General features: G+C 64.2%; 21 protein-coding genes and 1 riboswitch. Of the genes, 6 read left to right on the forward strand and 15 right to left on the reverse strand.

Annotation, left to right across the window (positions count from 1 at the left end; genetic code table 11):
• Positions 1–156: 156 nt before the first annotated feature.
• From PC358_RS19000 to PC358_RS19040, 9 genes are all read right to left on the reverse strand, one after another.
• On the reverse strand, positions 157–867 hold the full coding sequence (locus PC358_RS19000; RefSeq protein WP_033701830.1) for a PqiC family protein: 711 nt from the start codon (positions 865–867) through the stop codon (positions 157–159).
• 173 nt (positions 868–1040) lie between these two features.
• Positions 1041–3299, reverse strand: a complete 2259-nt coding sequence (gene parC / locus PC358_RS19005) for a DNA topoisomerase IV subunit A (RefSeq protein ID WP_033701831.1) — start codon at positions 3297–3299, stop codon at positions 1041–1043.
• 10 nt (positions 3300–3309) lie between these two features.
• On the reverse strand, positions 3310–3828 hold the full coding sequence (locus tag PC358_RS19010) for a retropepsin-like aspartic protease family protein (protein WP_033701832.1): 519 nt from the start codon (positions 3826–3828) through the stop codon (positions 3310–3312).
• Entirely contained in the window at positions 3825–4811 is a 987-nt protein-coding gene (locus PC358_RS19015; protein WP_033701833.1) for an esterase-like activity of phytase family protein, read from the reverse strand. Before PC358_RS19015 ends, PC358_RS19010 begins: the two co-directional genes overlap by 4 nt.
• Positions 4808–6712: a DNA topoisomerase IV subunit B gene (parE, locus tag PC358_RS19020; RefSeq protein ID WP_033701834.1), complete on the reverse strand. Its 1905-nt coding sequence runs from the start codon at positions 6710–6712 to the stop codon at positions 4808–4810. Before parE ends, PC358_RS19015 begins: the two co-directional genes overlap by 4 nt.
• A 48-nt stretch (positions 6713–6760) precedes the next feature.
• Positions 6761–7369: a YqiA/YcfP family alpha/beta fold hydrolase gene (locus PC358_RS19025; protein ID WP_033701835.1), complete on the reverse strand. Its 609-nt coding sequence runs from the start codon at positions 7367–7369 to the stop codon at positions 6761–6763.
• 151 nt (positions 7370–7520) lie between these two features.
• Complete coding sequence (gene cpdA / locus PC358_RS19030; RefSeq protein ID WP_033701836.1) at positions 7521–8327, reverse strand: 3',5'-cyclic-AMP phosphodiesterase; 807 nt, start codon at positions 8325–8327, stop codon at positions 7521–7523.
• Positions 8328–8412: 85 nt separating this feature from the next.
• The gene (locus PC358_RS19035) at positions 8413–8865 is read right to left on the reverse strand and encodes a DUF1249 domain-containing protein (protein WP_027592506.1); all 453 of its coding nucleotides are present in this window, start codon (positions 8863–8865) and stop codon (positions 8413–8415) included.
• Positions 8856–9473: an NUDIX domain-containing protein gene (locus tag PC358_RS19040; RefSeq protein ID WP_033701837.1), complete on the reverse strand. Its 618-nt coding sequence runs from the start codon at positions 9471–9473 to the stop codon at positions 8856–8858. The genes PC358_RS19035 and PC358_RS19040 overlap by 10 nt, the downstream gene beginning before the upstream one ends.
• Before the next feature lie 185 nt (positions 9474–9658).
• Here PC358_RS19040 and PC358_RS19045 point away from each other — a divergent pair, with 185 nt between their 5' ends.
• Positions 9659–10405 (forward strand): RsiV family protein, encoded by a 747-nt coding sequence (locus PC358_RS19045; protein WP_033701838.1) that lies wholly within the window; start codon positions 9659–9661, stop codon positions 10403–10405.
• On the opposite strand, the gene cytX is transcribed toward PC358_RS19045, so the two are convergent.
• Both cytX and thiC read right to left on the reverse strand, forming a co-directional pair.
• Positions 10374–11657, reverse strand: coding sequence for a putative hydroxymethylpyrimidine transporter CytX (gene cytX, locus PC358_RS19050; protein WP_033701839.1), 1284 nt, complete (start codon positions 11655–11657; stop codon positions 10374–10376). The two genes, PC358_RS19045 and cytX, sit on opposite strands and share 32 nt — an antisense overlap.
• A gap of 177 nt (positions 11658–11834) precedes the next feature.
• Positions 11835–13715: a phosphomethylpyrimidine synthase ThiC gene (gene thiC, locus PC358_RS19055; protein WP_033701840.1), complete on the reverse strand. Its 1881-nt coding sequence runs from the start codon at positions 13713–13715 to the stop codon at positions 11835–11837.
• A 156-nt stretch (positions 13716–13871) separates the two neighbouring features.
• Positions 13872–13977: riboswitch (TPP riboswitch) on the reverse strand.
• A 160-nt stretch (positions 13978–14137) separates the two neighbouring features.
• Between thiC and PC358_RS19060 the strand changes: the two genes are divergently transcribed.
• A complete protein-coding gene (locus tag PC358_RS19060; RefSeq protein WP_033701841.1) occupies positions 14138–15571 on the forward strand; it encodes a TolC family outer membrane protein in 1434 nt (477 codons plus the stop codon).
• Positions 15572–15622: 51 nt separating this feature from the next.
• Here PC358_RS19060 and waaA read toward each other — a convergent pair whose 3' ends face one another.
• Both waaA and PC358_RS19070 read right to left on the reverse strand, forming a co-directional pair.
• Complete coding sequence (waaA, locus tag PC358_RS19065; RefSeq protein ID WP_033701843.1) at positions 15623–16894, reverse strand: lipid IV(A) 3-deoxy-D-manno-octulosonic acid transferase; 1272 nt, start codon at positions 16892–16894, stop codon at positions 15623–15625.
• 11 nt (positions 16895–16905) lie between these two features.
• The gene (locus PC358_RS19070) at positions 16906–17796 is read right to left on the reverse strand and encodes a LysR family transcriptional regulator (RefSeq protein WP_033701844.1); all 891 of its coding nucleotides are present in this window, start codon (positions 17794–17796) and stop codon (positions 16906–16908) included.
• 85 nt (positions 17797–17881) lie between these two features.
• Here PC358_RS19070 and PC358_RS19075 point away from each other — a divergent pair, with 85 nt between their 5' ends.
• From PC358_RS19075 to PC358_RS19090, 4 genes are read left to right on the forward strand one after another with little or no spacing between them, the layout of a single operon-like run.
• Entirely contained in the window at positions 17882–18214 is a 333-nt protein-coding gene (locus PC358_RS19075; RefSeq protein ID WP_033701845.1) for a DMT family transporter, read from the forward strand.
• A 46-nt stretch (positions 18215–18260) separates the two neighbouring features.
• Positions 18261–19436 carry an NAD(P)/FAD-dependent oxidoreductase gene (locus PC358_RS19080; RefSeq protein WP_033701846.1) on the forward strand — a complete coding sequence of 392 codons (1176 nt, stop codon included), beginning with the start codon at positions 18261–18263 and terminating at the stop codon, positions 19434–19436.
• A complete protein-coding gene (locus PC358_RS19085) occupies positions 19433–20245 on the forward strand; it encodes an aldo/keto reductase (protein WP_033701847.1) in 813 nt (270 codons plus the stop codon). Before PC358_RS19080 ends, PC358_RS19085 begins: the two co-directional genes overlap by 4 nt.
• 37 nt (positions 20246–20282) lie before the next feature.
• Positions 20283–21251, forward strand: a complete 969-nt coding sequence (locus PC358_RS19090) for a hypothetical protein (protein ID WP_033701848.1) — start codon at positions 20283–20285, stop codon at positions 21249–21251.
• Between the two features lie 30 nt (positions 21252–21281).
• Here PC358_RS19090 and hldE read toward each other — a convergent pair whose 3' ends face one another.
• Together hldE and msbA are read right to left on the reverse strand one after the other, a co-directional pair.
• Positions 21282–22703, reverse strand: coding sequence for a bifunctional D-glycero-beta-D-manno-heptose-7-phosphate kinase/D-glycero-beta-D-manno-heptose 1-phosphate adenylyltransferase HldE (hldE, locus tag PC358_RS19095; protein ID WP_033701849.1), 1422 nt, complete (start codon positions 22701–22703; stop codon positions 21282–21284).
• A 130-nt stretch (positions 22704–22833) separates the two neighbouring features.
• A complete protein-coding gene (gene msbA / locus PC358_RS19100; protein ID WP_033702580.1) occupies positions 22834–24642 on the reverse strand; it encodes a lipid A export permease/ATP-binding protein MsbA in 1809 nt (602 codons plus the stop codon).
• Positions 24643–24645: the final 3 nt, after the last annotated feature.

Consider the following 24645-nt stretch of genomic DNA (forward strand, 5'->3'; position numbering starts at 1 on the left):
GGGGCGCGCAGCGGCCCCAGCAATAGTGGCGTCGACGCTGAAATCGGGGGCCGCTGCGCAGCCCTTTCGCGACGCAAGGCCGCTCCTACAAAGGCCCGCGCAGCTGATACAAAAAAGCCCGCATCGATGCGGGCTTTTTTGTATCAGGCGGAACCATCAGAACCGATAGACTTCCATATCGGTACGAATCGGCGAAGCCATCGGGATCTTGGACTTCTCGGGTGCCTTCTTGACCTGTACCGGCGCAGCGGGCTTCTTCGGCGCCTCTTCGGCAATGGCTGGCTGATTGGCCAGCGGCTTGACCGCCGTGCTCAGCTGTTCGGCCAGCTTTTGCAGCAGTTGCCCTTGAGCCTGCACCTGCGACGCTTCGCTGCCCTCATGCTGCTGCTCAAGGTGAACGATGCGGTTGTCACGCACATGGCCACGACGGTCGAGCAGGCGCCATTGGGCGTCCAGAATCGCCGGTTGGTCCTTGCCCGAGTCCAGGCGGGTAATCGACAGCAACACTTGCACGTCCGGGCTGAAACCGGTGGTCGCCGGGGCCAGCACCACGCGCTGGCTGTCCAGGCGCCAGGCCAGCTGGCGAACCAGCAACTGGTCAATGTCCGACGAGAGGCTGCCGGCCCAACGACCGTCGGTCGCCGAACTCAGGCTGCCATCGGCCTGACGCTGCAGGAACGTCTCGCGTTGCAGGTAATCGGCAACCGATACCGGGCCCAGCACCACGGCCATGCCCGCGCTTTGCGACGGCTGGCCAGGATCACCGCTGTCGAGCTGGTACAAGGCCACAGGCTGATGCATGCTGCATCCGCCCAGCCCCAGAAGGCCCGTCATCAACAGCGCAAATGGAAGGCGCAGAAGTTTCATCATCCCATCCAGGCGGTCGCCACAGGCAGACCGCAGTGATACTCATGTAGATTCAATCGGGCACACGGCCACGCCGGCACCGCAAGGGCCATATCATCCGCGAAATAGCTGTCCGACTCCAGCATTTCTGCCCGGAACGGCCCTGAAATTGCCGTTCCAGACATTTCAGCAGCTTACGCCGGGCCTTCCACCTGCAACCCATCGACGCGCTGGAAGCCGCGTGGCAGCTTGCTGCCGCGCCGGCCCCGTTCGCCCTTGTAGTGCTCCAGATCGTCCGCTTTCAGCGATAGCGTACGCTTGCCGGCTTGCAATACAAGGGTTGCGCCTTCAGGGATTACCGCAAGGTCGGTGACAAATTCTTCACGACTGGCCACCCGATCACCAGGCACGCCGATGATCTTGTTGCCCTTGCCTTTGCCCAACTGTGGCAAGTCGCTGACCTTGAACACCAGCAGCCGGCCCTCGGTGGTGACCGCCGCCAGCCAGTCCTGCTCGCGGTTGGCCACCGGGCGCGGGGTCATGACCTTGGCGCCGTTGGGCAGGCTGAGCAGGCCTTTGCCGGCCTTGTTCTTGGCCTGCAGGTCTTCGCCCTTGACCACGAAGCCGTAACCGGCATCCGACGCCACCACATACAGCGCATCGTCCTCAGGTAGCAGCACGCACTCGAAGGTCGCCCCAGGTGGCGGCGCCAGGCGGCCCGTCAGCGGCTCGCCCTGCCCCCGCGCAGACGGCAAGGTATGCGCGGCCACCGAGTAACTGCGGCCGGTGGAGTCGATCAATACGGCAAACTGGTTGGAGCGCCCGGCGGCTGCGGCCTTGAAGCCATCGCCAGCTTTGTACGAAAGGCCGGTGGCGTCGATGTCGTGGCCCTTGGCGCAGCGCACCCAGCCCTTTTCCGACAGCACAACGGTGACCGGCTCGGTCGGCATCAGCTCGTTTTCCGACAGCGCCTTGGCTTCTGCACGCTCGACGATCGGCGAGCGGCGGTCGTCGCCGTAGGTTTCGGCGTCCTTGATCAGCTCGCTGCGCACCAGCTTGCGCAGCTTGGCGTCGCTGCCGAGCAGGGCCTGCAGCTTGGCCTGCTCCTTGAGCAGCTCGTCCTGCTCGCCGCGAATTTTCATCTCTTCAAGGCGCGCCAGCTGTCGCAGGCGGGTCTCGAGGATGTAGTCAGCCTGGATTTCGGTCAGCTCGAAACGCTCGATCAGCGCCTGCTTGGGATGCTCCTCGGTGCGGATGATATGAATCACTTCATCCAGGTTGAGGAAGGCAGTCAGCAAGCCTTCGAGCAGGTGCAGGCGCCTCTGCACCTTGTCCAGGCGGTGCTGCAGGCGGCGCCGGACGGTGTTGGTACGAAACTCCAGCCACTCCAGCAACAGTGCCCGCAGGTTCTTCAACTGCGGCCGGCCGTCCAGGCCGATGATGTTGACGTTGACCCGGTAGCTGCTTTCCAGGTCGGTGGTGGCGAACAGGTGCTGCATCAGCTCGTCGGCATCCACCCGGTTGGAGCGCGGGATGATGACGATACGGCACGGGTTCTCGTGGTCCGACTCGTCACGCAGGTCGGCCACCATCGGCAGCTTCTTGGCCTGCATCTGTGCGGCGATCTGCTCCAGCACCTTGGCCCCGGAGACCTGATGCGGCAGTGCGGTGACCACCACGTCGCCATCTTCGACGCGATAAACGGCACGCATGCGGATCGAGCCGCGGCCGCTTTCGTAGATCTTCAGGATCTCGGCGCGGGGCGTGATGATTTCGGCTTCGGTCGGGTAGTCCGGGCCCTGGATATGCTCGCACAACTGCTCGATGGTAGCCTTGGGCTCGTCCAGCAGGCGCACGCAGGCACTGGCCACTTCACGCAGGTTGTGCGGCGGCACGTCGGTGGCCATGCCCACGGCGATGCCGGTGGTGCCGTTGAGCAGGATGTTGGGCAGGCGCGCCGGCAGTACTGCGGGCTCCTGCAGGGTGCCGTCGAAGTTCGGCACCCAGTCCACGGTGCCCTGGCCCACTTCGTTGAGCAACACTTCGGCGTAGCGCGACAGGCGCGCCTCGGTGTAACGCATGGCAGCGAACGACTTCGGATCGTCCGGTGCACCCCAGTTGCCCTGGCCATCGACCAGGGTGTAGCGATAGCTGAACGGCTGCGCCATCAACACCATGGCTTCGTAGCAGGCCGAGTCGCCGTGGGGGTGGAACTTGCCGAGCACGTCACCGACGGTACGCGCCGACTTCTTGTGCTTGGCATCGGCATCGAGCCCCAACTCGCTCATGGCGTAGATGATGCGTCGCTGCACCGGCTTCAGGCCGTCGCCGATGTGCGGCAGGGCCCGGTCCATGATCACGTACATGGAGTAGTTGAGGTAGGCCTGTTCGGTGAAGTCAGCCAGCGAGCGGCGTTCGACGCCGTCGAGGCTGAGTTCCAGTGGGTCGCTCATGCGGGCCTCGTCATTTCAGGTTCTGGCGCAACAGCATGGTGCCGCCGCGCTGGGTAAATTCAAGTTGTTTCAGGGCGCTCATGCCCAGCAGCACGGTCTGGCCGTCCAGGCCTGGCACCACGGTTGCACGCACGCCCTGTAAACGGATATCGCCCAGTTGCAGGGTATTCAAGCGGGTGCGGTAGCCTTCGGTGCGGCCATTTGCGGTGCTGAGCAGCACCGGGCTGCCTCGCGCCAGGTCCAGCTCGCTGGCCAGGGCCTCGGGGATCGCCACGTCGGTGGCCCCGGTGTCGAGCATGAAATGCACCGCCTGGCCATTGATCGCGCCATTCACCACAAAATGCCCCTGGCCATTGCTCAGCAGGCGCACCTCGATAAAGCCTTCGCCGTGCTCGGAACGCACATGGGCATTGGGATTGCGCTGGCTATCTTCCCATTGACCGAAAAAGCGCGTGGCAAGGAACAGCGCCGCCGCCCAGGCGACGATCATCAGTACCTTGCCAGCACGCTTGCCCGGTGCCTGGCTCATGGTTTGGCGCTCCAACCGCCCTCTGGCGCTTCGAAGCGCCAGACAATCGGCCGCACCTCGCCATCGGCGCGGCGGCCATTGTTGTTGTCCAGGCCAATCCAGGCGCCTTTGGCGTCGATCACCAGGGCTTCTGCCAGGCCGAACGGCTGATCATAGCGGCGAGCATCCACCAGCGCATCGGCGGCAAACGACCAGCAACGCTCGACCTTGCCGCTGTCGGCGTCGCGGCGACAGATGCGGTAGGCGTTACGCTCAAGGGTAAACAGCTTGCCCTCGAACCAGGCCAGGTCGGCGAAGTCACGCGACAGCGCGCGCGCGTTGGGCATCTGCGGCGGTTGCATCTCGACCCCGGCCTCGCTCAGCAGCACGCAACTGCGCCCGCACGTCCACAACGATTGCTGGCGCTCGATCGCCACCAGCCCCCGGCGCTCGCGCTCGGCGGCAAGCCAGATGCGGTCGCCCGCCGGGTTGATCGCCAAGCCTTCGAACAAGGCATTGAAGTTCAGCAGCATGCCGCTGGCCCGGGCCTGTCGTACCATGGCCGGGTCGATCTTCAACCAGTCCGGCTCGCCTTCGACGGGGACCTGCAAGACAGCAGCGTGGGCCTCACTGACCAGGTAAAGGTTACCGGCCTGGTCACAGGTGATGCCTTCGAAGTCCAGCTCACCACCGCGGACATAGGACGCCGCCCAGTTGCGCGACTTCAGCCCCCACGGCAAACCGCTCTCCGGTACCGGCGCAGGGATGAAGGTCAGCGGTTGGGCACGCCACACGGCATTTTGTTGATCGAACCGGTAAACGCGGTCGTCGTCACGGTCGGAAACGCCCCATAGCGCACCTCGGCACTGGGCCAGGCCAGACAGGTTGCCGCCGCGCATACCCTCGATCGGGTGCTCGGCGGCCATCTTCAACTGCGGCCAGTTGCCCGCCAAACTCGGCAAGGCAAACAGTGCAAGGCAAGCGGCAAGTAGCAGCCGAATCAAACCATGACCTCGGCCAGGTTGCCTTTGGTTTCCAGCCAGCTCTTGCGATCACCGGCACGCTTCTTGGCCAGCAGCTTGTCCATCAGCTCGCAGGTGGCCTCGACGTCTTCCAGGGTCAGCTGCACCAGGCGCCGGGTATTCGGGTCCATGGTGGTTTCGCGCAGCTGTGGCGGGTTCATCTCGCCCAGCCCTTTGAAGCGCGTGACTTGCGGCTTGCCGCGCTTCTTCTCGGCCACCAGGCGGTCGAGGATGCCATCACGCTCGGCTTCGTCGAGGGCGTAGTAGATTTCCTTGCCCAGGTCGATGCGGTAGAGCGGCGGCATGGCCACGTAGACATGACCGGCCTCCACCAGGGGGCGGAAGTGCTGAACGAACAGCGCGCACAGCAAGGTGGCGATGTGCAAGCCGTCGGAGTCGGCGTCGGCGAGGATGCAGATCTTGCCATAGCGCAGTTGCGACAGGTCGGCGGCGCCGGGGTCGACGCCGATGGCCACGGCAATGTTGTGCACCTCCTGGCTGGCCAGGACTTCACCGCCGTCCACTTCCCAGGTGTTGAGGATCTTGCCGCGCAGCGGCAGGATCGCCTGGAACTCTTTGTCCCGCGCCTGCTTGGCCGAGCCACCGGCCGAGTCACCCTCGACCAGGAACAGCTCGGCGCGCATCGGGTCCTGGCCTGCGCAATCCGCCAGCTTGCCTGGCAGCGCCGGGCCCTGGGTGATGCGTTTGCGTTCGACCTTCTTGCTGGCCTTGAGGCGACGGCCGGCGTTGCTGATGGCCAGTTCAGCCAACTGCATGCCCAGCTCGGGGTGTGCGTTGAGCCACAGGCTGAAGGCGTCCTTGACCACACCGGAAACAAACGCGGCCGCCTCACGGGACGACAGGCGCTCTTTGGTCTGCCCGGAGAACTGCGGCTCCTGCATCTTCATCGAAAGCACGAAGGTGATGCGCTCCCAGACGTCTTCCGGCGCCAGCTTGACGCCGCGCGGCAGCAGGTTACGGAATTCGCAGAACTCGCGCATGGCGTCCAGCAGGCCCTGGCGCAGGCCGTTGACGTGGGTGCCGCCCTGGGCGGTGGGGATCAGGTTGACGTAGCTTTCCTGAACGCTGTCACCGCCCTCGGGCAGCCACAGCAAGGCCCAGTCCACGGCTTCCTTGTTGCCAGCCAGGCTGCCGCAGAACGGCTCGTCCGGCAGGCGCAGGTACTCGCTGACCGAGTCGACCAGGTAGGAACGCAGGCCGTCCTCGTAGTGCCACTCGACCTTCTCGCCGCTGCCCTTGTCCTCGAAGCTGACCAGCAGGCCCGGGCACAGAACGGCCTTGGCCTTGAGCACATGCTTGAGGCGGCTGATGGAGAATTTAGGCGAATCGAAATACTTCGGGTCGGGGCTGAAGTACACGCTGGTGCCGGTATTGCGCTTGCCGACCGAGCCGACCACTTCCAGTTCACTGGCCTTGAAACCATCGGCGAAGGTCATCTGGTACTCGTTGCCGTCACGCTTGACGCGCACGCGCACCTGGGTCGACAGGGCGTTGACCACCGAAATACCGACGCCGTGCAGGCCGCCGGAGAACTGGTAGTTCTTGTTGGAGAACTTGCCGCCCGCGTGCAGCTTGGTAAGGATCAGCTCGACCCCGGACACGCCTTCTTCCGGGTGAATGTCCACCGGCATGCCGCGGCCGTCGTCGCTGACTTCCAGCGAGTGGTCGGCGTGGAGGATGACCTGCACCGAACGGGCGTGACCGGCCAGGGCTTCGTCGACGCTGTTGTCGATGACCTCCTGGGCCAAGTGGTTCGGTCGGCTGGTATCGGTGTACATGCCCGGTCGCTTGCGGACCGGATCAAGGCCCGAGAGGACTTCGATGGCGTCTGCGTTATAGGCGCTAGCGCTGGGATTGGCCATGGGGTCTCGTCGTCAGTCAGGTGAATGCAAAAGGTCAGAGTACAAAAGTCAGAGCACAGAAAAGTCGAGCGCCGCATACAAACTCGGGGCAACACCGGCGAAGGCCAGCATCGCCGGCAAGTGCTCGACGAAGCCCTGGAAGCTGTGGTCGCCACCGGCCTGGATACGCAGGGCACAAGCACGGTAATAGCGCTCGGCGTGGCGATAGTCCAGGGTTTCATCGGCGGTCTGCAACCACACTTGATAGCGGTTGGCATCCACGGGGGCGGGCACTTCCAGCTCGGCCAGGGCCTGCACGTGATCGTGAGTCAGCTCCCAGGCCTCATCGGTGTAAAGGTTGCGCTGGGTGCCGAGGTAGCCATCGAACAACCGATGCGGTGCCACTGCCGGGTTGATCAGCAGGGCCTTGAGGCCATGGCGCTCGGCCAGATAGGTGGCATAGTAGCCGCCGAGCGAACTGCCGACCAGCAGGGGCGCGCCCAACTCGGCAATAGCGCCTTGCAGTTGGGCAATGGCCTGGCGCGGGTGATGGTGCAAGGCCGGTACGCGCAATCGCTCGGACAACCCCAGCTGCTGCATGACGGCCTCGAGCTGGCGCGCCTTCTTCGACAGCGGCGAGCTGTTGAAGCCATGGATATAGAGGATGGAACCCGACATGCTGCCCCCGGAATCTGTGGCTTCGCGCCCAATCTGGCAGGCGCAGGGACGCGCAGTGTAGCGCGTTCGCCGGGTTTTGACGCAGCGGCGGGGTTTTCGCAACAATTTCTTCGGCAACCTGAAGGGCCGCTGCGCAGCAGCCCCAAGGTCGTCAATACCCCGGGCTGTCGAAGTCCAGCTTCACGTCGAAGTCCCGCGCCCGCTCTACACCAGTCTCCAACCGCCCGTCGGCGTGCAGACGCAGCCAGCGATAGCCCGGCTGTTCCTCGCTCACCTTGAAGTCCTCGCTGTGCGCCGCGAACTGAATGCAGGTAGACGGCGTGGCCAGCAAGCGCAACCCCTCGCGCATTTCATCCCACGGCTGGTGGACATGCCCCCAAAGCAGCCCGCGCACCTGTGGATAACGTTCAACGATGCCGAACAGCGCCTGGGCATTGCGCAGGCCGATCGGGGCGATCCAGGCGCAGCCGATGTCCACCGGCTGATGATGGAAGCACACCAGGCAATGGCGCTCGCCCGCTGTCTTCAATGCACCCTCAAGCAGGCTCAGCTGAGCCTCTTCGAGCAGGCCATGGGTCGCGCCGGCCACCGCAGAATCGAGCATCACGATGCGCCAGCCACCGATATCGGTAACCGCTTGCACCAGGTCCGTGCCTTGCGCGATGTCGGCCATCACCCTGGCTTCGTCATGGTTACCCGGCAACCAGCGCGTCGCCACGCCAAACCCTGCGGTCAACTCGCGGAACGCTTCATACGACGCCACGCTGGCGTCCTGGGAAAGGTCCCCCGTGCACAGCAGCAGGTCGATGGCCGGTTGCTCGCGCTGCACCTGGGCAACCACATGGCGCAGGCTGTCCCGGGTATTGAGACCCAGCAGGGTGCCGGCCGGGTCGGCGAACAGGTGGGCATCGGTGAGTTGCACCACATGCACGGGGCGGGTTGGGTCTAGGTGCGGCAACGGCCGTCTCCTCGAACGGATTCAGCACGAATTATGGCTGTGCAACGGGTGCGAGCAAACACCCGAAGCCGACGCACATCACATTTCAGCGAACGCTTGCCAATTCGTGACCACAGGCCAGGCAGTGGCTCAGCCACTCGCCGAGGAACAGGTTGAGCTGCGCCTTTTCATCGGGCTGGTGCATGCCTGCATTGGGGTACGGGTAGATACTGCGCAGGCGCCGCGCGTGCTCGGCGCTGACCACCTCGGCCATGCGCGCATCGTGGTACACCTGAACCTCCAGGTGCGGCACTGGCAGCCACGGCAAGCTGTGCTCCTGGCGCACGTGCAGCGTGGTGGTATACGGGCAGGCCAGCACCACATCGAGCACCAGCACACCGAGCATCTGATCGCCTTGGGTCATGCCGATACGACGCGAGCTCTGGGTGGTGCGCATGTCAGGCAACAAGCGCATCAAGCGGGCGTAGTTGGCCTCGCAGGCTGCTTGCAGCCCGACCAAGTCGACCCGATATCGCTCGCGCAGCAGGTTCACTTCCACATACCTCGAACTTCGTCTCTGTTGAGCGCCAGCCATTGCAGGCCAATGATCGTCGCAGCGTTGCAGATACGGCCGTCACGCACCGCCTGCAAGGCATCTTCGAACGACCAGACGCGCACGCGGATGTCCTCGCCCTCTTCTTCCAGGCCATGCAGGCCGCCCGCGCCCTCGCTGGTGCAACGCCCAAGGAACAGATGGACGTATTCGTCACTGCCACCGGGCGACGGGAAGTAGCGGGTCATCGGCCACAAGGCGCTGAAGGTCAAACCGGCCTCTTCTTCTGCCTCGCGGTGTGCAACCTCTTCAGGCTGCTCGTCCTTGTCGATCAGCCCGGCGACCATCTCGATCAGCCACGGGTTGGCGACCTTGTCGAGGGCGCCGACACGAAACTGCTCGATCAACACCACTTCATCGCGTAGCGGGTCATAAGGCAGCACACAGACCGCATCATGACGCACGAACAGTTCGCGGCTGATCTCGCGGCCCATGCCCCCGGCAAACAGTTCGTGGCGCAGGTGCACCTTGTCGAGCTTGTAGAAGCCCTGGAAGCAGTTGGCCCGCTTGACGATCTCGACCGCCTTGGGGACTGAATTGAGCGTGTCTGACATAGAAATCCTCGTTACCTCATTTACCGCTTCGCGCCATCCTACTCCGCCTGCCGGCCTCTTTCATCCGTTTCCAGCAACCGTTCGCGCACTCGGGACAGCGCGCCTTCTGTCTGTTAGCTTAGTGGCGAACTGAAGGCCGCGCCGACGGTCAAAGGCCGACTTTTCCCTGTTCTGCAAGGATCATCATGACACTTGTCAAACTGACTTCCGTGGCCGTGCTGGCACTGGCCCTGGGTGCCTGCCAGAGCCTGTTCACGCCTAATTACCGGGCACCGCTCGAGGTCAAGCGTGACGCCTGGGAGCACGTCAAACCCGGCTGCAGCGAAAGCGACTGCCCCCTGGTGAACATCGACACCATTCACTTCCCGGCCCTGCCCAAGCTCGACGGCATCGTCGAACAGCGCCTGCTGCAACTGACCGAAGACAACCAGCGTGGCGCCGCGCCAACCACCTTGCAGGCGTACGAGCAGCAGTACCTGGCCAGCGCCGACAAGCGCAACAGCAGCTACCTGCAGGCTAAGGTACGCGAGCAGCATGACGGACTGGTGATCATCGAACTGTCCAGCTACCTGGACAGCGGGGGTGCCCACGGCATGCCGGGGCGTGGCTTCATCAACTATTCGCGCAAACTGGACAAAGTCCTGACCCTGCAGGACATGCTGGTGCCAGGCCAGGAAGAGACCTTCTGGAAAACCGTCGAAGAGTCGCACCGCGCGTGGATGATCAGCGTGGGCATGGACAAGGACGCCGAATTCATCAAGACCTGGCCCTTCAAGAAGTCGCCGCACGTCGCCCTGACGTACGGCGCGGTGGTGGTCAAGTATGAGGTCTATGCCATCGCGCCCTACTCCATGGGCCACGTCGAGCTGAAGATCCCCTACCCGCGCCTGAACGGCGTGATCAAGCCTGAGCTGTTTCCCGGCCGCGGCTGAAGCTCAGTAGCGCATGCAGCACACCTGCCAGCACCAGCGCTGGCAGGGTCGCACCCAGGTCCGGCGCTTGCGCGGCGATCAGATGATAAGCCGCCACCCCCGCGGCCCAGGCCAGCAACGCCTGCCAGTGCAAGCCATCGACCCGCGCCGGCAAGCGCCGGCGGCGGATCACGTAGTGGTCCATCAGCACCACGCCGAACAGCGGTGCGAACACCGAACCGATCAGCAGCAGGAAGTTTTCGTACTGGGCCAGCGGCGCCAGCAGGGCGATCAGGGTGCACAGCACGCCGATGGCCAGCGCCAGGTGCTCGACCTTCAGTGGCAAAAGCACCCCGGTTGAAACCGCTGCCGAATGGATGTCGGCGAAGGCCTTTTCCGACTCGTCCAGCAGAATGAGCAGCAGCGGAATACCCATGCCGGCGCCAGCCAGGGCCAGCAGCAGGGCATTGACTTCGCCGCTGGCGGCAAAGGCCAGGGTGTAGGCCACGCCCAGGCTCATCAGCCAGGTGTTGCCGATAAAGTACCCAACTACCGTGCCGCCGAACACATGCTTGCCATTGCGGGCGAAGCGCGAGTAGTCGGCGATCAACGGCAACCAGGACAGCGGCATGGCGATGACGATGTCAAAACCCACCGCCAGCGACATAGAGCCATCCCCGGCGCGGCTCCACAGCTCAGCCAGGTCGGCCTTGGCAAACAGGTTCCAGGTCAGCCACAGGCAAGCGCCCATCAACAACCAGATACCCCAGGCGCGCAGCACCTTGCGCACGAAAGCCAGTGGCCCGCTGACTGCCAACACAGTGGCCAGCGCACCGAAGCACAGGGTCCACAGCACCGGACTGTTCCAGGCACTGTCTTCACCGAACGCCCGCGCGCCCAGCAGGCTGGCGGCATCGCGCATGACGATGATCTCGAAGGCGCCCCAACCGACCAGTTGCAGCAGGTTGAGCAGTGCCGGCAAACGCGCGCCATGGCTGCCCAGGCTCAGGCGCAGGGTGCCCATGGCGGACAGGCCGGTGTCGCTGCCGATAACCCCGGCAGCCCCTAGCAACAGCACACCCACACCGGTGCCCAGCGCGATGGCCAGTACCGCGCCGGCAAGGCCCAGGCCTGGTGCCAGCATGGCGCCGACCTGCAGCACCATCAGGCCGATGCCGAGGGAGAACCACAGCGCGAACAGGTCACGTGCGCCAAAGATGCGTTGCTGGGTGGGGACCGGGTGGTCGGGGGAGAATTGGCTGGGGGTGGTCATGCTTGCAGACACTCGGCATTAAAGGTGGTTGAACACGGTCGCTGTAGGAGCGGCCTTGCGTCGCGAAAGGGGCGCGAAGCGGCCCCCCGGTTTCAGCTTCGCCGCTGATCGTGCCGGGGCCGCTTCGCGCCCCCTTTTCGCGACGCAAGGCCGCTCCTACAGAGGGCAGTTTTGCAGTCAGACTTTTTTGTACAGCTGGCTGCCTTCCTGGCGGAACCGCTCGGCCTGCTCACGCATGCCATCTGCAACCGTCACGTCCACGGTTTCGATCTTGGCGGCGTATTCACGCACTTCCTGGGTGATCTTCATCGAGCAGAACTTCGGCCCGCACATCGAACAGAAGTGCGCGACCTTGGCCGACTCCTTGGGCAGGGTTTCGTCGTGGTACGCGCGAGCGGTGTCTGGGTCCAGGCCAAGGTTGAACTGGTCTTCCCAACGGAACTCGAAACGCGCCTTGGACAAGGCGTTGTCACGAATCTGCGCGCCCGGGTGGCCCTTGGCAAGGTCGGCGGCATGGGCGGCGATCTTGTAGGTGATGATGCCGGTCTTGACGTCGTCCTTGTTCGGCAGGCCCAGGTGCTCCTTGGGCGTCACGTAGCAGAGCATGGCGCAACCGAACCAGCCGATCATCGCCGCGCCGATACCCGAGGTGATGTGGTCGTAACCCGGCGCAATGTCGGTGGTCAGCGGGCCGAGGGTGTAGAACGGCGCCTCGTCGCAGCATTCCAGCTGCTTGTCCATGTTCTCCTTGATCAACTGCATCGGCACGTGGCCTGGGCCTTCGATCATGCACTGCACGTCGTGCTTCCAGGCGATCTTGGTCAGTTCGCCTAGGGTTTCCAGCTCACCGAACTGTGCAGCGTCGTTGGCGTCGGCAATCGAGCCCGGGCGCAGGCCGTCGCCCAGCGAGAAGCTGACGTCGTAGGCCTTCATGATTTCGCAGATTTCGTCGAAGTGGGTGTACAGGAAGTTTTCCTGATGATGCGCCAGGCACCACTTGGCCATGATCGAGCCACCCCGGCTGACGATGCCGGTGACGCGCTTGGCGGTCAGCGGTACATACCGCAGCAGCACGCCGGCATGGATGGTGAAGTAGTCCACGCCCTGCTCGGCCTGCTCGATCAGGGTGTCGCGGAACAGCTCCCAGGTCAGGTCTTCGGCGACGCCGCCGACTTTTTCCAGGGCTTGGTAGATCGGCACGGTACCGATCGGCACCGGCGAGTTACGGATGATCCACTCGCGGGTTTCGTGAATGTGCTTGCCGGTGGACAGGTCCATGACCGTGTCCGAGCCCCAGCGAATGCCCCAGGTCAACTTGGCCACTTCTTCCTCGATCGAGGACCCCAGCGCACTGTTGCCGATGTTGCCGTTGATCTTCACCAGGAAGTTGCGGCCGATGATCATCGGTTCCAGCTCGGTGTGGTTGATGTTGGCCGGGATGATCGCGCGGCCGCGGGCGATTTCTTCGCGGACGAATTCGGGGGTGATTTCTTTCGGGATATTGGCGCCGAAGCTGTGGCCGGCGTGCTGCTGGTCGAGCAGGCCGGCAGCGCGGGCTTCCTGCAGCTTCATGTTCTCGCGGATGGCCACGTATTCCATCTCGGCGGTGATGATGCCCTGGCGGGCGTAGTGCATCTGCGAGACGTTGACGCCAGCCTTGGCGCGGCGCGGGTTGCGCACGTGGTTGAAGCGCAGCTTGGCCAGCTCTGCATCGTTCAGGCGCTGTTGGCCGAAGTTCGAGGTCAGGCCGCCCAGGCGTTCGGTGTCGCCGCGGGCGTCGATCCAGGCCGAACGGACGTCGGCCAGGCCCTTGCGCACGTCGATGATGACGTCAGGGTCGGTGTACGGGCCGGAAGTGTCGTAGACCAGCACCGGGGCATTGGTTTCGCCGCCGAAGTCGGTCGGGGTGTCGTGCAGGCTGATTTCGCGCATGGGCACGCGGATGTCCGGGCGAGAGCCCTCGACATAGACCTTGCGCGAACGGGGGAACGGTTGCACGGACTGCTGATCGACTTGTGCCGATTCGCTGAGGTTGATCGTTTTTTCTTGTTTGCTCATCACGGGCTCTCCAGACAGCTTCCTAGCGGATGGAATGTCGGGGAGAACCTGAAAGACGCGGACGCACCCAGAGATGGATGCAGTGCCGGACATGGGGGTGCCTTGCGCTTTTTACAGCGGCGACAATCCCGGACCTGGCACAAGAGGCTCACCGGGAAAGCGAGCAATCTTGTTCCCTACGCAGGCGCTAACCTGATCAGGTTCAACGGGATCCGGAACTTCCGATCTCAGCCTTTGCAACAAGGCACCCCGACAAGAACATGCGCAGTCTAGACTGGAGTGGCCGGCAAAGCCAAGCGGGTAAATGCGGGGATGATGAAAGGCGCACTGGGCGATTGTTGCCGGGGGCGCATGGCACTACACTGGCCCATCGCTCGATACTCAACAGTTCAGTAATTAATTTTCGTACAAGGATTGCCTCTATGCTGCGCAAACTCTCACTGGCGATAGCCGTGTCTTGTGCGTCCAACGGAGTGGTCTGGGCAGCGGATGTGCCCATGACGGTGAAGACCGACCTGGTCAGCGTCTACCAGGAGGCGGTCGACAACAACGCCGACCTTGCAGCGGCCCGCGCCGATTATGGCGCCCGCCGCGAGGTGGTACCGCAGGCCCGCGCCGGCCTGCTGCCGAACCTGTCGGCCGGTGCCGAAATGTTGAACACCCGTACCAAGCTCGACGAACCGTCGATGACTTCCAACCGCAGCGGCAACGCCTGGAGTGCGACCCTGGCGCAGCCGGTGTTCCGTGCCGACCGCTGGTTCCAGTTGCAGGCCGCCGAGGCGGTCAACGAGCAGGCAGCGCTTGAGCTGTCGGCCACCGAGCAGAACCTCATTCTACAGACGGCGCAAAACTATTTTGCGGTGCTGCGCGCCCAGGACAACCTGGCCGCGACCAAGGCTGAAGAATCAGCCTTCAAGCGCCAGCTCGACCAGTCCAACGAGCGTTTCGACGTGGGCCTTTCCGACAAGACCGACGTCTTGCAGTCCCAGGCCAGCTACGACACCGCCCGCGCCAACCGGATCATCGCCGAGCGCCAGGTACAGGATGCCTTCGAAGCCCTGGTGACCCTGACCAACCGCGAGTACGCGTCGATCCAGGGCGTTGTCCACACCCTGCCGATTCAGGTGCCCACGCCCAACGATGCCAAAGCCTGGGTCGAGACCGCCGGGCGGCAGAACCTCAACCTGCTGGCGACCAACTACGCCGTCAACGCCGCTGAAGAAACCCTGCGCCAGCGCAAGGCCGGCCATGCCCCGACCCTGGATGCGGTGGCCAAGTACCAAAAGGGTGACAACGACAGCCTCGGCTTCACCAACCCTTCGCAACTGGGCGTGCGTTACAGCGGCGACGTCGAGCAGACCAGCATCGGCCTGCAGCTGAATATTCCGATCTACAGCGGCGGCCTGACCAGTTCGCAAGTGCGCGAGGCCTACCAGCGCCTGAGCCAGAGCGAGCAACAGCGCGAAAGCCTGCGCCGCCAGGTGGTAGAGAACACGCGCAACCTGCACCGTGCGGTGAATACCGATGTGGAACAGGTGCAGGCGCGCAAGCAGTCGATCATTTCCAACCAGAGCGCGCTGGAAGCCACCGAAATCGGCTACCAGGTCGGTACCCGCAACATCGTCGACGTGCTCGACGCCCAACGCCAGCTGTACACCTCGGTGCGTGACTACAACAACAGCCGCTATGACTACATTCTCGACAACCTGAGCCTCAAGCAAGCGGCCGGCACCCTGAGCCCGCAAGACCTGCAGGACCTGGGGCGGTATCTGAAACCGGACTACAACCCGGACAAGGACTTCCTGCCACCAGACCTGGCGGCAGCTGCAGCGAAGAACTTCGAACGCAGGCCTTGAGATGGGTAGGGCTTCTTCGCGGGTAAAACCGCGAGGAAGCCAGAACCAGAATCAGCGAATAAGCGCACCCAGCCCATCCAGCAACCGCTGCAAGGCCCCCTGATTGGCCTGCATCACCGCCCTGCCCGCCTCGCCCATGCGCTGACGATCCTGCGGCAATTCGATCAGCCGCCGTACCGCCTCGGCCAGCCCTTCGACATCCTCGACCTGCTGCAACGCCCCGGCTGCCTTCAGCATCGCGCTGATTTCAAGGAAGTTGAACACATGTGGCCCCATGATCACCGGCAATGCCAGCGCTGCCGGTTCCAGCGGGTTGTGCCCGCCAGTGGCGACCAGGCTGCCGCCGACGAAGGCGATGTCGGCCAGTGCATAGAGGAACAGCAACTCGCCCATGGTATCGCCGAGCAGTACGCGGGTCTGGTTATCGACTGCGGCACCGGTTGAACGGCGCACGGTGGCGAACTGCTCGGCACACAGGGCATGCACCGAATTGAACCGCTCAGGGTGGCGCGGCACCAGTATCAGCAGGGCATCGCCGTGCACCTGCAGCAACGCCCGATGGGCCTGCAGGATCAAGGCATCCTCACCTTCATGGGTGCTGGCGGCGATCCACACCGGGCGCTGGCTTGCGCCCCATTGCTCGCGCAGCGCCCTGGCGCGCGGCAGCAGTTGGTCATCGACCTTCAGGTCGAACTTGATCGAACCGGTCACCTGCACACACGCAGGCAGCGCGCCCAGGTTGCGAAAGCGCTGCGCTTCGGTGTCGGTTTGCACCGCGATCAGGCTCATCTCGGCGAGCATCGGCCGGGTCAGCTTGGCGAAACGCGCATAACCACGGGCGGAGCGCTCGGACAACCGGGCATTGGCCAGCGCCACCGGGATGCCCCGCTTGGCACACTGGTGGATGTGGTTAGGCCACAACTCGGTTTCCATGATGATGCCCAGCTTCGGCTGCACATGGTCGAGAAAACGCCCGGCGGCCCATGGCAGGTCGTAGGGCAGGTAGCAATGCTGCACGCGCGGTTCGTCGGCAAACATGGCGCGAATGCGTTCGGAACCGGTCGGGGTCATGCAGGTAAGCGTGATCGGCAGGCCTGGGTAGGCCTTGAGCAGCGCCCGCACCATGGGTGCGGCGGCGATGCTTTCACCCACCGACACGGCATGCACCCAGATGCCGCCCCGCTGCATGGCCGGCAGGTTGAAGGCGAAGCGCTCGCCGATGCGCTGGCCGTAGGCCGGTGCCTTGCGCGCCCGCAGGAACAGGCGCAGCGCAACCAGTGGCAGGCCCAGGTGAAACAGCAAGGTATAGAGAGTTCTGTTCATGGCGGCGAAGTTTACCCGATCGCGCGCAGGTGCACCGCAAAGCGCTCGGCCAGCCATTGCGCGGCCGGCCCCAACGGCTCGTCACGGCGCCAGGCCAGCTCGACGACCAGCGCCGGCGGCCGCCACTCGCTGGCAAGCTCGACCATTTGCGCCTGGTAGGTGGGGTACTGCACCACATGCCGGGGCAGCCAGGCCCAACCCAGGCCGCGCATCAGCAGTTCAGCCATGGCGTAGAAGCTGTCGGCACGCCAGACCTGCGGGCTGATCGCTTCGCCGCCGGGGTAGCCACTCTGCTGCGGGGTGATCAATAACTGCCGGTGGCGTGCCAACTGCTGGCGGCTGACCCTTGCCTGCTGCGCGAGCGGATGGCCGACCGCGCACACCGTGACCATTTCCACACTGCCCAGGGCACGACGCTCCAGCGACGCCGGCATGCTTTCATGATGAAAAAACAGGCCAAGGTCGGCGCGCCGCTCCACCAGCTTGCGCGCCACATCACCCTGGGCGGCGCTGGCCAGTTGCACATCCAGGTACGGGTAGCGGCTGGCCAGCTCGTCCAGGCTGTCGATGACGGGCTGATAAGGCATCGCCTCGTCCTGGGCGACCCGCAACAGGGCTTCCTGCCCGCGCATCAGGGCCAAGGCGCGCCCGTCCAGGCGCTCGCATTGGCGCAGCAATTCACGGGCGTCCTCCAGCAGCGCGGTGCCGTTTTCGGTCAGCTTGGGCTGGCGGCCGCTGCTGCGTTCGAACAGGGTTACGCCCAGGTCCGCCTCCAGCAGGGCGATGGCGTTGCTCACCGCCGACTGGGCCTTGCGCTGTTCACGGGCAACGGCGGAGAACGAGCGCAGTTCAACAACGCGCACGAAGGTGCGTAGTTGCTCGAGGTTCCACTGTTCGGCCATCAACCTATCTCCATGGGTGATAGGTAATGACTTTACCCCATCCAGGCAACGTCTAGAATGCCCGACCAGTCACCGGAGAACCGCCATGAACGCCTACACCTACCTTGCCATCGCCATCTGCGCCGAAGTCATCGCCACTGCCTCCATGAAAGCGGTGAAGGGGTTCAGCACGCCTCTGCCGTTGCTGCTGATGGTGGTCGGCTACGGCATCGCGTTCTGGATGCTGACCCTGGTGGTGCGCAGCATTCCGGTGGGGATCGCCTATGCCATCTGGTCGGGGCTGGGCATTGTGCTGATCAGCGTGGCGGCACTGGTGATCTATGGGCAGAAGCTGGATGTACCGGCAATGCTGGGCATGGCGATGATCGTCGGTGGGGTGGTGGTGATTCAGCTGTTCTCGAAGACTGCCGGGCATTGATACGGGCTGTATACTTGCCAGCTGTCCCAGTCTTCGAGGTACCGCCATGCCAACCGCCATTTCCACTGACGTACTGATCGTCGGCGCCGGGGTCGCAGGCCTCTGGCTCAATGCCCGGTTGCGCCGTCAGGGCTTTTCGACCGTGCTGGTGGAGCGCGCCAGCCTCGGTGGCGAGCAGACCATCAAGTCTCAGGGCATCATCCACGGCGGCACCAAGTACGCCCTGCACGGCGCCCTGACCGGCGCCTCTGAAGCCATCGCCGACATGCCGCGGCGCTGGCGGGAGGCTTTGGCGGGCAATGGCGAACTGCCGCTGGGCAACACCCGCCTGCTGTCCGAGGCACACTACCTGTGGTCCCCCGGCACCCTGGCCGGCAACCTCACCAGTTTCTTCGCCAGCAAGGCCGTGCGCGGCCGGGTCGATCAGGTCAAGGGCGAGCAACTACCGCCGGCCCTGCAGGACCGCGCCTTCAAGGGCAAGGTCTATCGCCTGGCGGAACTGGTCATCGACGTGCCCAGCCTGCTGGCCAACCTGGCCGAACTGGCCGGCGACAGCCTGCTCGCCGGCGAGCGCATCGAACCCCTGCGTGACGGCGATGAGCTGGTGGGTTTGCGCGTGGACGACCGTGAAATCCGCGCGCAGCGTATCGTGCTCAGCGCCGGCGCCGGCACCGAAGACCTGTTGCATGCGCTGGGCCTGAGCCAGCCGGCCATGCAGCGCCGCCCCTTGCACATGGTCATGGCCAAGGGGCCGAACCTCAAGCCGCTGTATGCGCACTGCCTGGGCGGCGGGCCCAAGCCACGGGTCACCATTACCACCCACCCGGCGGCCGATGGCCAGTGGGTCTGGTACCTCGGCGGCGACCTGGCCGAGGCCGATGGCGTGGCCCGCGAGCCGGCCGCGCAGATTGCCGCGGCGCAAAAGGAAATCGCCAACCTGCTGCCCTGGGTCGACCAAGGTCAGGTCCGCTGGGCAACCCTGCGCGTGGATCGCGCCGAGCCCGCGCAGTCGGGCCTGGTGCGCCCGGACAACGCCTTTATCGCCGACCAGCAACGCCTGCTGGTGGGCTGGCCGACCAAGCTGGCGCTGGCCCCGGACTTCAGCGACCGGGTAATCGCCATGTTTGAACGCGACGGCATCCGCCCAGGCGCCCAGGCCGACCTCAGTGGCCTGCCGCGCCCTGCGCTGGGCGTGCCTGCCTGGGAGCGACTGCTGCCATGAGCCTGCCGACCCTGCACGACTTCCATCGCCCCCTGGGCAGTACCGGCCTCAAGGTCTCGCCCCTGGGCCTGGGCACGGTCAAGCTTGGCCGCGACCAAGGCGTGAAATACCCCACCGGCTTCACCATCCCCGATGATGACGAAGCCCGCATGCTGCTGGCCCAGGCCCGCGAACTGGGCATCAACCTGATCGACACCGCGCCGGCCTATGGCCGCAGTGAAGAGCGCCTTGGCCCGCTGCTGCGCGGCCAGCGTGATGCGTGGGTGATCGTCAGCAAGGTCGGTGAAGAGTTCGACAACGGCAGCTCGCACTTCGACTTCAGCGCCGCCCACACCCGCCGCTCAGTGGAGCGCAGCCTGCGCCGCCTGGAAACCGACCACATCGAGCTGGTGCTGGTGCATTCCGACGGTAATGACCTGGCGATCCTCGAGCAGCAGGAGGTCTACCAGACACTTGCGGCCCTTAAGCAAGAAGGCAAGATCCTTGGCTTCGGGCTGTCGGGCAAGACCGTCGCAGGTGGTCTCAAGGCCTTGGAACAGGGCGACTGCGCCATGGTCACCTATAACCTGAACGAGCAGGCAGAACGCCCGGTGCTGGACTACGCTGCCGAACACGGCAAGGCGATCCTGGTGAAGAAGGCCCTGGCCAGCGGGCACATCTGCCTGGCACCCGGGGTCGACCCGGTGCAGGCCAGCTTCGAGCTGCTGTTTTCCCACCCGGGCGTCAGCAGTGCTATCGTCGGCACCATCAATCCGTTGCACCTGGCCCATAACGTGGCCACCGTCGCCCGAATTCTGGGCCAGCATTGAGCCGCCCTCGCGGGCGTCCGACAGGAGGAGGAACCTCGTGCCGCGAACGCTGATCCGCAAGAACCCGAGCAACTTCAAGACACTGCCGCTGCATGTCGAGGCCACCGCCGAAGGCCTGGTTTACCAAAGCATCGGCATGCCGCTGAACTTCGCCCAGACCCAACAGCGGCGCCGTGCCATCCAGCTGCCCGACACGCAGCGCTTCGTGGCCGAGCTTGCCAACCTGGGTGTCTCGGTACGCCTGACCCTGCACTGGCAAAACCGTGACTACTGGGTATTGGTCCGTCAGCGGCGCCAGGACCGCGGCGACGTGGTGCTGAAGCTGATTTCTGGCTACGTCCCCGCCCAAGAACTCAACTTGCCGCTGCACACCGCCGTGCAGGAAGTGGCCGAAGAATGCCTGCTGGAAACCCCGGAAGGCTGGCTGGGTGGGCGTTTCAATGACACCTGGCTGCCGGCCCCCTACGCCGCCGCTCTGCACTACCGCGAAGCGCTGCCGTTTGTGCTGACGCCGGAGTCTGGTGCCGCACGGCCGGTGCACTGCGCCAACCTGATGCTGCTCGAACGGCCACGGGCCTATGTGCATTTGCCGACCGCCTCGTTGCAGCTCATCTATGACATGCGCCTGCAGGTGCCCAGGGACGCCAAGAAGCTCAGCCTGTTCCATGTCGATGAACGCCTGGAAGGCGACCAGTTGGTGGCCCGGCTCAATCGCAAACGGCCGGACCTGTACCTGATGCCCTTGAAGGACGGGCAACCGTTGGCCGAACTCTACACGCTGAAAAAGGACGAGCTGGTGCCGGCGAGCACACGCGGGCTGTACCTGGCCGAGAGCTTTGCCCGGCAAGAAGGTTGGGTGGTCAGGGATGAGCGGATTCGCTGGCGGGATTGGGTGAAGCAGCAAGGGTTGGTGGAGGCCAAGCCCGGGCGGGCTTCACATCTGCAGCGGTTTGGCGACAAGGCGCGGGCATTGCTGGCCAAGGCGCGGACTTCGTTGCACAAGTAACACTGGGGCCGCAACGCGGCCCCAGTTACATCAGTTTTTGCGGATCTTCTCGACAATGGCTGTGGTCGAGCTGTTCTCGACGAGCCCCAGCACCTTCACGGTGCCGCCATAGGCCTTGACGATGTCGGCACCCACCACCTGGTCGATGCCATAGTCGCCGCCCTTGACCAGCACATCCGGCTTGACCTGGCTCAGCAGGTTTTCCGGCGTACCCTCGGGGAAGCTGATCACCCAATCCACCGCCCCCAGCCCTGCCAGCACCGCCATGCGGCGGTCGACGCTGTTGATCGGGCGGCCCGGGCCTTTCAGGCGGCTGACCGACGCATCGTCGTTGACCGCGACGATCAGCCGGTCGCCCTGGGCACGCGCCTGCTCCAGGTAGGTGACATGGCCGGCATGCAGAATGTCGAAGCAGCCGTTGGTGAAGACGATCTTCTCGTTGTGCGCACGCGCATCATCGATCGCCAGCAGCAACTGCTCGAGGCCCAGCACCCCGCGCTCGGAGCCCTCTTCGCGCTGGATCGCCCGGCGCAGCTCAGGGGCGCTGATGGCGGCGGTACCCAGCTTGCCGACCACGATACCCGCCGCCAGGTTGGCCAGGGCCACCGCGTGCGGCAGGTCTTCACCGGCCGCGATGGCCGCCGCGAGGGTGGAGATCACCGTGTCGCCGGCACCGGTGACATCGAACACTTCGCGGGCGCGGGCCGGCAGGTGCAGTGCGGGGTGGCCCGTACGCAACAAGGTCATGCCGTGCTCGCCACGGGTCACCAGCAAGGCGCCAAGGTCCAGGTCCAGCAGCAACTGCAGGCCTTTGGCGACCAGCTCTGCCTCATCGGCGCAACGGCCAACGATGGTTTCGAACTCGCTGAGGTTCGGGGTGATCAGGCTGGCGCCGCGGTAAATGGAGAAATCCTTGCCCTTGGGGTCGGCCAATACTGGAATACCCTTGGCGCGTGCAGCCTGGATCAGGCTCTGGTGGTTCTTCAGCGCGCCTTTGCCATAGTCGGACAACACCAGCACCTTGACGCCATCGAGCAGGCTGTCGACCTCCGTACCCAGCGAGAGCGGGTCGGTGGCGAACGGTTCTTCGAAATCGATACGCAGCAGCTGCTGGTGGCGGCTCATGACCCGCAGCTTGACGATGGTCGGCTGGTGCGCGATGCGCTGGAACACCGAGCGCACGCCCGCAGCTTGCAGGCTGTTGGCCAGGCTGTCGGCCGCCTCGTCCTGGCCGGTAACACCGATCAGCGACGCGGGCGCACCCAGGGCGGCGATGTTCAAGGCAACGTTGGCCGCGCCGCCGGGGCGATCCTCGATCTGATCGACCTTGACCACCGGGACTGGCGCTTCAGGCGAGATACGCGAAGTACCGCCATGCCAGTAGCGGTCGAGCATGACATCGCCGACCACCAGTACCGGGGCTTGATCGAAACGCGGCATGGACAACTTCATGGGCAACCCATATGAAAATAATGAACAGGGGCAGGATATTAGCACAGGGCAAGCGACGGCTTTACGGCCAGATCGGGCCCTTGAAAATTCCGGTGACAATCGGGGCCGGCACGGCCCCGATCAAAGAGGTTCAGGTGATATCGGCCTTGGCCGGCTCATCCAGGCCCATGGCATGCAGGCGGGCATAATGGCCATTAGCCTGAAGCAGCTCGGCATGGGTGCCACGCTCGACCAGGCGGCCCTGGTCCATGACCAGGATCATGTCGGCCTTTTCGATAGTCGACAGGCGGTGGGCGATCACCAACGTGGTACGGCCCTCCATCACATGGTCCAGTGCCGCCTGGATGTGCCGCTCGGACTCGGTATCCAGCGCCGAGGTCGCCTCGTCGAGAATCAACAACGGCGCGTCCTTGAGCAGCGCCCGAGCAATGGCCAGGCGTTGGCGCTGGCCGCCGGAGAGCAGCACGCCGTTCTCGCCGACCTCGGTGTCGAAGCCCTTCGGCAGCTTGTCGACGAACTCCTTGGCGTAGGCATCTGCAGCCGCAGCCTCGATGTGTTCACGCGGCGCACCGGCCAGGTCACCGTAGGCAATGTTGTTGGCGACGGTGTCGTTGAACAAGGTGACGTGCTGGGTAACCTGGGAAACATGGCGACGCAAGTTGCGCAGGCGATAGTTTTCGATCTCCACGCCATCGAGCAGAATTTGCCCCTTGTCGTGGTGATAGAAACGTGGAATCAATGCCGCCAGGGTCGACTTGCCACTGCCAGAGCGGCCCACCAGGGCGATCATCTGCCCCGGCTCGGCGACGAAGCTGATGTCGCTCAACACCTCACGGTCGGTGCCTGGGTAGGTGAAGCTGAGATCACGCACTTCCAGACGGCCTTCGACCTTTGCCTTCTCGATGGTGCCGCTGTCCACTTCAGGCTCTTCGTCGAGCTGCTCGAAGATGCTTTCTGCGCCTGCCAGGCCTTTCTGGATGGTCGAACTGACTTCGGAAAGCTGGCGAATCGGTTTCGGCAACAAGCCCGCTGCGGTGATGTAGGCCACCAGGTCACCGGCGGTGGAGTCACCACGGAGGTACAGCACCAGGAACATCAAGGCGGCCATGGCGCTGTAGATCACCAGTTGCAGCATCGGCGTGTACAGCGAGCCGGTCTTGGTCATGCGCAGCTGCTTGTCGGTGTTGCTCTGGCTGGCGCGGCCAAAGCGCTGCTGTTCGTAGGCCTCGCCACCAAAGCTGCGCACCACGCGATAACCCTGGATGGTCTCGGAGGCGACGTGGGTCACATCCCCCATGGCCACCTGGATTTTTTTGCTCTGCTTGCGGAATTTCTTGCTGGCGACGCTGACCATCACCGCGATCACCGGCAGGATGGCAACCATGACCAGGGTCAGGTGCCAGTTCATCCACAGCAGGTAGGCAAACAGGAAGACAACCGTCAGGCCCTCGCGGATCACCACCTTGATCGCATCGGTCGCGGCACCGGTGACCATGGTCACGTTGAAGGTGATGCGCGAGATCAGATGGCCCGAGTTGTGGTTGTCGAAGTAGCGGTTGGGCAGCACCAGCAATTTGTTGAACAACTCGACCCGCAGGTCATGCACCAGGCACAACGACACTTTGGCCAGGAAGTAGTTGCCCAGGAACGAGCCCAACCCCTGCCAGGCCGCGATCAGGATGATCAGCAGTGGCACCGCCTGCAGCAACTGCAGGTCGCGCAGGTAGGGCACGGTAGGGAACAACACCGCTTGCGGATTGCTCAGGCCATCGACGAAATACTTGAGAATGCCGGCCAGCATTGGCTGGGTCGAGGCGAAGATCACGAAACCGACGATGCTCAACAGGAAAATGCCGGCATAGGGTTTCACGTAGCTCAACAGCCGGAAATAGATCTTCAGGCTGGAGGTGTGCTCCGCGGTTCGCGGTGTTTCGGCCATCAT

The sequence above is a fragment of the Pseudomonas capeferrum genome, assembly GCF_000731675.1.
Lineage (GTDB): Bacteria > Pseudomonadota > Gammaproteobacteria > Pseudomonadales > Pseudomonadaceae > Aquipseudomonas > Aquipseudomonas capeferrum.